11 protein-coding genes and 1 pseudogene are annotated in these 9,052 nt (G+C 43.1%); 4 read left to right on the plus strand and 8 right to left on the minus strand.

From position 1 onward, the window contains the following. Positions 1–203 precede the first annotated feature (203 nt). From AC1DSE_RS24100 to AC1DSE_RS24110, 3 genes are read right to left on the minus strand one after another with little or no spacing between them, the layout of a single operon-like run. Entirely contained in the window at positions 204–662 is a 459-nt protein-coding gene (locus AC1DSE_RS24100) for a hypothetical protein (RefSeq protein ID WP_475442679.1), read from the minus strand. 45 nt (positions 663–707) lie between these two features. After that, a complete protein-coding gene (locus AC1DSE_RS24105; protein WP_076265539.1) occupies positions 708–1,157 on the minus strand; it encodes a hypothetical protein in 450 nt (149 codons plus the stop codon). Between the two features lie 26 nt (positions 1,158–1,183). Next, complete coding sequence (locus tag AC1DSE_RS24110) at positions 1,184–1,642, minus strand: hypothetical protein (RefSeq protein WP_339203094.1); 459 nt, start codon at positions 1,640–1,642, stop codon at positions 1,184–1,186. A gap of 124 nt (positions 1,643–1,766) precedes the next feature. Here AC1DSE_RS24110 and AC1DSE_RS24115 point away from each other — a divergent pair, with 124 nt between their 5' ends. Next, the gene (locus AC1DSE_RS24115; protein WP_441874899.1) at positions 1,767–2,405 is read left to right on the plus strand and encodes a class I SAM-dependent methyltransferase; all 639 of its coding nucleotides are present in this window, start codon (positions 1,767–1,769) and stop codon (positions 2,403–2,405) included. Positions 2,406–2,465: 60 nt separating this feature from the next. Here AC1DSE_RS24115 and AC1DSE_RS24120 read toward each other — a convergent pair whose 3' ends face one another. From AC1DSE_RS24120 to AC1DSE_RS24140, 5 genes are all read right to left on the minus strand, one after another. Next, on the minus strand, positions 2,466–3,377 hold the full coding sequence (locus AC1DSE_RS24120; protein ID WP_477509763.1) for an NAD-dependent epimerase/dehydratase family protein: 912 nt from the start codon (positions 3,375–3,377) through the stop codon (positions 2,466–2,468). A 213-nt stretch (positions 3,378–3,590) separates the two neighbouring features. Beyond that, the gene (locus AC1DSE_RS24125; RefSeq protein ID WP_477528302.1) at positions 3,591–4,832 is read right to left on the minus strand and encodes a sialidase family protein; all 1,242 of its coding nucleotides are present in this window, start codon (positions 4,830–4,832) and stop codon (positions 3,591–3,593) included. Between the two features lie 583 nt (positions 4,833–5,415). Then, positions 5,416–5,868 carry a hypothetical protein gene (locus tag AC1DSE_RS24130; protein ID WP_441874907.1) on the minus strand — a complete coding sequence of 151 codons (453 nt, stop codon included), beginning with the start codon at positions 5,866–5,868 and terminating at the stop codon, positions 5,416–5,418. A gap of 57 nt (positions 5,869–5,925) precedes the next feature. Beyond that, a complete protein-coding gene (locus AC1DSE_RS24135; protein WP_477509761.1) occupies positions 5,926–6,321 on the minus strand; it encodes a hypothetical protein in 396 nt (131 codons plus the stop codon). A 613-nt stretch (positions 6,322–6,934) separates the two neighbouring features. Beyond that, entirely contained in the window at positions 6,935–7,309 is a 375-nt protein-coding gene (locus AC1DSE_RS24140) for an MMPL family transporter (RefSeq protein ID WP_477509760.1), read from the minus strand. 699 nt (positions 7,310–8,008) lie between these two features. Here AC1DSE_RS24140 and AC1DSE_RS24145 point away from each other — a divergent pair. From AC1DSE_RS24145 to AC1DSE_RS24155, 3 genes and pseudogenes are all read left to right on the plus strand, one after another. Further along, a complete protein-coding gene (locus AC1DSE_RS24145) occupies positions 8,009–8,350 on the plus strand; it encodes a helix-turn-helix domain-containing protein (protein ID WP_477528303.1) in 342 nt (113 codons plus the stop codon). 279 nt (positions 8,351–8,629) lie between these two features. Next, positions 8,630–8,767, plus strand: a complete 138-nt coding sequence (locus AC1DSE_RS24150) for a hypothetical protein (protein ID WP_477509758.1) — start codon at positions 8,630–8,632, stop codon at positions 8,765–8,767. Next, positions 8,764–9,052, plus strand: a pseudogene (locus AC1DSE_RS24155) (endo-beta-N-acetylglucosaminidase); the annotation flags it as partial. The gene AC1DSE_RS24150 and the pseudogene AC1DSE_RS24155, both read left to right, overlap by 4 nt.

Genomic DNA, 9,052 nt, shown 5'->3' on the forward strand with positions numbered 1-9,052 from the left:
CTCCAACACCATCGATTGGTGATTATAACGACCTAATTGTAAAAGCAACTGGCGCAGCACTCATTGTCTGGATGGACACACGGACGGGATCACAGAACATCTTCGAGGATATCTAAACAAAGAGCGAATTGATTTCCAGCCTAACGGAAATCAATTCGCCATACTGCTTAGTATAGAAACGGTAAAGGTATCGGACTATTGTGTTACAGAAGAACGGTACCGTCCAAATGAACTGGACCAATAATCGTAGCAACGTTTTGACCGATATGTTCAACAGTTAATGCGTATTGCTGGAATGTGCCAACGATAGCAGGAATAGCCGTCTCGGTGTGTTGGAAAGAAGTCGTGAAATCGAGCGGTACCCATGGACCTTCACTTGCGGTTCCTAAAAATACGGAATCAGTCGTTTGGAAGACTACCGTCGCGGGGGCACTCGTTCCGCCGCGTCGAATGCGGAAGAGAAGCTTCGGTACGATATTCAGAACGAGTAATTGCGCCTCCCAGCCGATGGTTGCTTTTAACTCAATCCGGTTGTTTACACTAGTAACTTGAAGAAAGATAGATGTCAGCAGCACTTCCGAACCGGGAGAAATAGAAAGGGGGAGAGACCCTGTTCCAACGGGAACTTCTTGAAACTGGTAGTCATTAATGATTACAGCCATAGCTTTCACCTCCTTTCCTATTGAAAAAAGCATGAATTGGGATATTTAAAAGCCAATCGTTGTACCCATTAACGTTACCGGACCAACAACCGTAATCGTTCCGAGTCCATTGCTTTGCACAGTCAAAAAGTATTGTTGAAACGAACCGACAAGGCTTTGATCAGGCGATTCTACGTGATTTAAAGTTGTTGTTATGATGTTCGAGATCAACCCGCCTGTTCCTAAAAATTCCGAATCTGTTGTTTGATAGACCTCAGGGAATGCCACCGTAGACCCCCCGCGTCGGATGCGGAATGTGAGTTTGGGTACAATCGGAAGCAAAAGTAATTCAGCTTGCCAACCGACCGTAGCTTGTAATACTAATTTATTGCTTGTGCTCGTGACATTAAGAAATACGGATGTTAATAACGTTTCGGTACCGGCAGCCAGCAATAATGGTAATGACTGTGTGTTTTGCTTCACTTCTTGTGACGCAAAATCAACTAAAAATGCCATACTCTCAACTCCTTTTTAATCGTAAATTACCCGATAATTGATCCTAATAATGTAACGGGTCCAATAATTGTCGCCCCACCCGTGCCACTCAGTTGCGCGGTTAAAAAATAYTGTTGATAGGTTCCTGCAATTGCGGGGGTATCAGGAGAGTCGGAACGCTGAAGGGATGTAGTCAAGTCAGAAGTCAGTACCGGTATCAAGTTGCCAGCTCCTAGAAAAACGGAATCTGTAGTCTGAAAGATGAGCGTGCTAGCTGGTGTGAATCCACCGCGGCGGATACGGAAGATGACCTCAGGAACTAGGGGCAGCAGTGATAGTTGAGCCTCCCAGCCGACGGTAGCAGACAGTTCCACTTCCACATTCGCATTAGCGATATTAAGAAAGATAGAGGTCAGCAAAACTTCTGTGCCAGCTGGCAAATTAAGAGGAAGCGACATTTGTCCGATAGAAACTTCTTGTGAAGCAAAATCAATCAATTGAGCCATTTACGCAGCTCCTTTCCTGTTCAATTGAATATTACATTATAGTAGATTCATAGATTCACATCGCGGACACGGATAGATGTACCCGTTTAAAGGTTTGATTTTTTTGGTTATTGGAGGAAAGAGAATGGATGACGAAATTACGAAGATGGAACGAATGTACGCGACGTCCTTCCACGATGTCATGATGGATCATCATTATCGATATCATTTTGCATTGAACTACATTCGTCGTGGAGATTATATATTGGATGCGGCTTGCGGCTCAGGGTATGGCACTCATTACTTGGCTACAAACTCTGCTTGCACACTGACTATCGGTGTGGATCGATCGGATCATGCATTAAATTGGGCGATTGATCATTTCTACTGCGACAATACCGTTTATGTGAAAAGCGACTTATCTGGATTGTTTCAAGAAGAACTTCCTATCCAAAAGTTCGATGTTATTACCTGCTTCGAAACCGTCGAGCATATGAAGGATGATCGGTCATTCGTCCAGAAGCTTTATGATTCTCTTAATGTAAACGGCATTCTTCTTATCTCAGCACCAAATGAAAAGGTTATTCCGCATTTGAACAATCCGTACTTCCTAGGTGGTGTGAATCCTCATCACTATCGCCATTATCAACCTAATGAATTGTCCAGCTTGTTGACGGATTGTGGCTTTCGTATCCAACAGGTATGTACACAAGATAATGAGACGTATGAGCTTATTATAGGCCGTGATGATGGTTTTACAACGGTTCTTGTTGCCATGAAATGAATAAAAAATAGGCGATCGCTCTCAGGCTGAATGCCGAGAAACGATCGCCGCTTTAGCCTATTATTTACGGTAATACTCATAAGTTTGTGTTAATCCTTCGATTAAGCTAACTTTCGGCCGCCAACCCAATATTTGTTCAGCTTTCAAATTATCGAGACAGCTGTCCATAATATCACCTGGCCGCTCTGGGCCATGTGCAACATCTATGGCTGAGCCGTGAATCATATTTAACCTATGCACTAAGTTATTAATCGAAGTAGGCAAGGCTGTACTTATGTTGATCGTTTCTTGATTCCCTTGACGGCTCGCAGCTATATTTGCTCTTACAACATCTTGCACAAAAATAAAATCGCGATTCTGATTGCCGCTGCCATGCACAAAAAGCGGAAGCCCCTTATGCAGGTTGCTCATAAATATGGCAATAACGCCACCTTCACCTTTTGCAGTTTGACGAGGACCATATACGTTGCTATAACGTAATATCGTGTAGTTAATGCCGTTCAATTCATGAAACAATCGAATATAGCACTCGCTTGCATGTTTGGATAAACCATAATAGGAAATCGGAGAAGGTAATGCATCCTCCGATGCACGTTCTTTTTTTGAGACACCATATACGGCCGAGGTAGACGAGAATATGATTTTTCCGACGCCAGCTTGCTTGCAAGCATGAATAAGCCGCACGGTACCAACGATATTTACGTTAGCGTCGAATGCAGGGTCGGCTATCGACCGTTGAACATCAACCTGAGCTGCCATATGAAACACAACATCCGGCTTAACTGTTTGAATGATTTGAGAAGATGAATCGCTGTTTATATCTTCAATATGCAATGTTGCTGCAGGATTTACATTTTTTATTGATCCAGTTGTAAGATTGTCGATAATGTGTACCTCAGCGCCATTATCGATAAGCATATCTGTAAGATGGGAACCAATAAAACCTGCACCTCCTGTAACCAAAGCTTTCATAACACAACTCCCCACTATGACGTTTTGATTCATCATATGCATAAAAAAGGGATTGGAATATGTATTCATACCCTAGGTTATAGCCAATTTGACAGCAGAAATAATAATGGAGCGGCATATATTACGCCCCTCCATGTGGATGACAAACCTGCCGGTATTATGAACGTTGCTCCGGGTACCAAGATTCCAGCTAATGCAAATAGCTTATTTAGGTTATAGGTTTGAAATAATATTTTGTATGTTGTTGATCATTCCTGTCCATACCGTAATCTGTCTGTCGGGATATGTGAATGCAACATCAATATAGTCTCCTAAAGACGGGCAAGGCTCCCCATAACTCGGATCTGCGTTAGGATCAAATGAAGTGTCTGATAGGCGGGTATTAACAGCAAAAGTGGCGCCTGCATCTCCTGAAGTTGTGCCATAAACATCAAGCATACTGGAGTCGACGCGATTCGTGTAATACACAATTTGGATGAGTCCCGTACTACGAGAAACCGCAATATTCGGATAAAAATTTTGCGTACCAGTGGGGCTGTCATCCACTTGAATCGGTGTCGACCAAGTATTTCCTTGATCGGTTGACCTCGATAAGTAGATGTGCGAAAAGCCAGTCTGATAACCTTGCCAAACGGCGTATAGTATTCCTTGGCCGAGATTGGCCGAAATATCTACCGCAAGGAAGGCGCTGGTCAAGACGCGGAAAGCGAATCCGGGTACGGGAAGGGGACTTGGGACGAGGGAAATATTCGATACTACAACAATCGGATTAAAGGTCGCACCTCCATCATCGGATCGTCGAATGAGGAATTGAGGATTACCTGGTGCATACTGCGCCCATGCTACATAGACCTGTCCCGTTGGTCCTATTGCTACATTCGTGCCGAACACGGCGGTTCCTGTCGTTTGATTTGACAAAAGAATGGGAATCGACCACGTTTGTCCTAGATCGAGAGAACGTTGATAAAAAGTGCCTGAGGTGGCGAAATTGTCATAATATCGTGTAAAGCCAACATGTGCCAGACCGAGATAAGGACTTCCGTTAGAGTTATCGAGTTGAATGAAGGGTTTATCATTATATATTTGCTGTCCAAAGCCCTCACATGTAATGACCGGAGCGGAGAAAATAACTCCATTATCTGTAGAAGTATAGACGGTGATAGAAGAATCCATGACCGGATTCGTGTTCAGTGYGGTGCAGGCTATCATAAATGTATTGCGATAGCCATAAGTGCCTATAGCATTACCTTGGGTAGTAAAACCGACAGGTAGAGTCAGCGTCGGACTGGTTGGGTACGTAAACCCGCCATCCTGCGACACATATACATTGATTCTGGAAGTTCCTGTAGAAATGCTGCTAGATGTAACAATGACGGTTAAGTTGTTCAAAGTATTAACGGTAATGGAAGGCTCTTGCTGTGATTGCGCACCCATAGTAACCGGTATGTTCGTCAAATAGATGTCCTCCTCATGGTAGATTTTATAAATGGAGAAAAACAACTTGTCACCTACAAACTGTAGGAACAAGTTGTTTTCTTTTATTATCCTAGAACTTGCCCTGTAAGGTTTATCGGTCCGGTAATGGCCACGTTTCCGAGGCCAAAATAGGAAACTGTCAAAAAGTAGGGTACAGCGACACCAATTAACGTTGGATTTGGTACTTGCGTATGAGTGAAGGAAGTGTTAAATGATACCTGAGTTATAAAGCCCATGTTACCAGGAAATAGCTCGGAGTCCGTGGTTTGAAATACGATAGGATCTGTTGGGCTGAATCCTCCCGTACGAATACGAAAAGTTAGTTGGGGAGATACAGCCTGATTGAGAAGTTGTAACGCCCAACCGACATTTCCCCAGAATTGAAGCTGGTTCGTTGAGCTTGTGGCTGTGAGAAATATCGAAGTTAAATTAATCTCGACCCCCTGTGTTAGTCCTAGGGGCAACGATCCACCGCCTGCGGGAACCTCCTGTGTAGCATATTGCAGAATACTTGGCATAGGTCTATTCCTCACTTTTTTTAGATTACATCGGGACCCTGCTTTTAACCGAGAATCATGCCAGTAAAATTGACAGGACCAATAATTGATACATTTCCGATGCCAATTTGTTGAACAGTCAAATAATACTGTTGATAACTACCTACGATTGATGGGCTAGGATTCTCAGAATGATCAAATGAAGTATTAAAGTTGATAGGCATAATGAATTGTTGGAAGTCCGGTAAATACTGAGAATCTTGTATCTGAAAGACGATGGGGGAGCTCGATCCCGAACCTCCACGGCGAATTCGGAAGATGAGTTCAGGTATGATGGTTTGATTCAGCAGCTGTACTTCCCATCCTACGGTAGCAGATATTAATAAGTTGACGTTTGTGCTGGAAATATTGAGGAATATTGAAGTCAAGGCAAGTTCGGGGCCTGGGGTTAAATTTAAAGGGAGCGACCCTGAACCAATTGGAATTTCTTCCTTGTCGAAGTCAAGGATATTGAGCATTTAAATCACAACTCCTCTATTGTAGACTATGGTGAATTCATTGGCTGTATTCTTCAATTATCCTAATACAAACCCTGTTAAATTTACAGGACCGACAATGGAAGCATTGCCAACTCCTATATTCTGAACGGTTAAGAAATATTGTTGTGCTACTCCTATTACTGACGTTGGTGGGAGCTCCGTGTGATCAAATGCTGTAGTCATTCCAATATTCATACTGATAGCCGTGTTTCCAATTAGCAAAGCAGAATCCGATGTTTGAAACACAATCGGAGAATTCGTTCCAAATCCGCCGCGCCGAATGCGGAAGACAAGCTCGGGAGCAATAGACGTAGTGGTGATTTGTGCTTGCCATCCAATGGTAGAGTACATGAAGATATACTGATTAGAGCCGGTGACACTAAGCCAAACTTCAGTTAGTGGTAGTTCGGAAGCCCCTGCATTTACAGCCAAGGGCAAAGACCCTCCTCCGATAGGGACCTCTTCAAATTCAAAATCAAGGATATTTAACATGAGCGACATCTCCTTTATTATGATACTAGCCTTAATGACTTGTCCGATTATGATGATAGGTACAACAACCGTTACACCTTCACATTCAGACATCTCCTTTCAGTTGAAATCTACTACCATTCCACTATATTCAAACTATTTTGAAAGAAATGTACAAAAACCCCGATACAAAAGTACAATTTTCTGAGAGGAACATCCCTATGAGTTCACTTTCGTCATGTATTGGATATTCGAATGTTCTCTATTTAATAGAAGAATCTAAAAAATATGCTGAATTTGGACCGACTGATTATAGAAGACAATTTCGAAATCATAAGTGAAAATAAGGGTCAGTCTCGAAAGTAGATATAACTACTAACTTGTGGTCGGTGGATGATTGTATCGGAAAGTGTAATTGGAGAAATGATGGGAACGATAGATCAGAATAGTAAAATGGCTGTACAGGCATAGTCTCCTGTACAGCCATTTATTCATGGTGTTCAACATTATCATTCAGAGCGGGCAATCTCGCTAGAGAGCTTACTGCTTTGAGACAGCCCCTTATTTAATAAAATTAGTATGCCTTACGAGAGCTAGACTTGATATTGGAGGTACTCTCCTGATCTTTAAGCTGTGCAATCAGTTTATCACCTTCGACATCCAGGTTCGGCAGCAGGCGGTCTAACCATTTAGGCAGCCACCAAGCTTTATCGCCGAAGATTGCCATGACCGCCGGGACGAGTGCCATACGGACGATAAAGGCGTCAATAAGGATACCGATCGCCAGTGCAAAACCAATCTGCTTGATCATGATATCATGAGCGAAAATAAAGCCAGCGAAGACGGACACCATAATTACGGCTGCTGCTACAACTACGCGGCTGGCCTGATTGTATCCGTGAACGACGCTCTCCGTTCCATGATGCCCATGGACATAAGACTCTCGCATGGAGCTGACAAGAAAGACCTGATAATCCAAGTATCATTTGAATTCGAAGAGAAGACGAAGATTGCTTGGTTGATTCAACCGAAACAGGAAGGATTCTTCTCCAGCAGAGTGAGGGTGACGAGAGAGCGGGCTTTGGCGTTTGTTAAAGGCGCAGCAGAGATGATCCAGAACGCGTGCAAGAAGCTGCTCAATATAAAACTATCATTCGCCGTGGGTACGACATACCGGGAATGGAAAGAGCTATCCGATCAGTTTGAGCATTTGCGCTTGTTGATGAATCGCGGGCTGGGACTTGGACAAGAATTACTGCTGCTTGAACAGGAATCACACGAACTTGCCGCGGATTTAGACGTAAGAGAGCTGCGCAAACAAATGAAGAAAATGACGTTGATGCAAACGCTTCTGGAAAACGGTCAACAGGTACATTTTTCTGTCGAATATTCCGCACTGATGAAGCTCGCGGCATCCGCTGAAGGGAAATCAGACAGTACTAGAAGTGAAATATATTTTACGCTCATTTCTATTTTCTTATCGTACGTGAATCGCTGGAAGGTTCATGAGGAAATCGGCGATGACATTAACCTCGGAAAGATGACCCTGTTGGATTACACGAACAATTGGTTTGAAGTGACCGAATACTTCGGGAAATTGGCTGAAGTGATTTTTGAGCACAAATCATCGGGTCATGGGTATCAGGAGATGGATGTTGTAAGTCAAGTTCAGCGTTATATCCGGCACAATGTGGCAGGCGATCTTAGCTTGAATCGAATTGCCGAGGTGGCAGGCCATAATCCGTCTTATTTATCTAGGTTATATAAACGCATAACGGGTGAAGGACTATCCGATTTTATTACGGCGGTGAAAATAACGAAGACGAAGGAGTTGCTGGGGGAAAATAGGTTGAAAATCAACGAAATATCCAAAGCAGTCGGTTTCTTGTCCAAGCAATCATTTTACCGTTTTTTTCGTAAAGCAACGAATGCAACCCCGCAGGGATACCGGGATCAGATTGGAAGGTCAACAGATGATAGTCGAATGTAAACAACGGCGAATAGAAGGGGGACGACAAGCTCTATTATAATCAAGGTGCAAGATCGCGAAGAGACAATTGCGAAGGGGAAAATAAATAGCTAAGTGAATATCAACTAGTTGTCCGAAATGTGCAAAAATAAGACTTTATCTTTCAAAGACTTGAAACGATTACTTTTTGTAAAATGAAACAATAAAACTTGTGAATGCAGGATCTGTCTGTCCGTCGTACCAGCCCCATTTGTCTTAAGGAATCTCTAAGGGCTAAATAACAATTAGGAGGAAAGATCGGTGAAAATAAGAAGAAAAGCACTTATAACAACAGTAATGATGTCGCTTTTAGCGTTCCCCTATAATGTATTAGCAGGAGACTCCATGCCGCCTACAGGCGATGCAGCATATGGCAAGAATCAACCAAAACATCAGTGAATGATGGTTCTGATATCCAGTTAGGACTTATTTTCAAAGATGCGCCGGATCAAGTTGAATATGTCACCGTACCGAATAGCGGGAAGAGGACAAAAGGCTTTGTCACAGCCAAATTGAATCTAAGTTCGTATGCGAATCGTGAAATCGCTGCCCTGGGTCTAGCATTTGATCCGAAGGGGAAATCSATCAACGGCTATCAAGTCAACATCGGGGAGCTTAAACTCACAGATGGGAAAAACTACACGCCTAGCACGCCTACGGGTTTTGCAGTCAAAGATCGATATC

Source organism: Paenibacillus sp. 01L418 (assembly GCF_056400045.1).

Coding starts and splice junctions, on each gene's coding strand:
- AC1DSE_RS24130 (WP_441874907.1), bottom strand. CDS start 5,868: ATGCTCAATATCCTTGACTTCGACAAGGAAGAAATTCCAATTGGTTCA.
- AC1DSE_RS24145 (WP_477528303.1), top strand. CDS start 8,009: ATGGATGTTGTAAGTCAAGTTCAGCGTTATATCCGGCACAATGTGGCA.
- AC1DSE_RS24140 (WP_477509760.1), bottom strand. CDS start 7,309: ATGCGAGAGTCTTATGTCCATGGGCATCATGGAACGGAGAGCGTCGTT.
- AC1DSE_RS24105 (WP_076265539.1), bottom strand. CDS start 1,157: ATGGCATTTTTAGTTGATTTTGCGTCACAAGAAGTGAAGCAAAACACA.
- AC1DSE_RS24115 (WP_441874899.1), top strand. CDS start 1,767: ATGGATGACGAAATTACGAAGATGGAACGAATGTACGCGACGTCCTTC.
- AC1DSE_RS24100 (WP_475442679.1), bottom strand. CDS start 662: ATGGCTGTAATCATTAATGACTACCAGTTTCAAGAAGTTCCCGTTGGA.
- AC1DSE_RS24120 (WP_477509763.1), bottom strand. CDS start 3,377: ATGAAAGCTTTGGTTACAGGAGGTGCAGGTTTTATTGGTTCCCATCTT.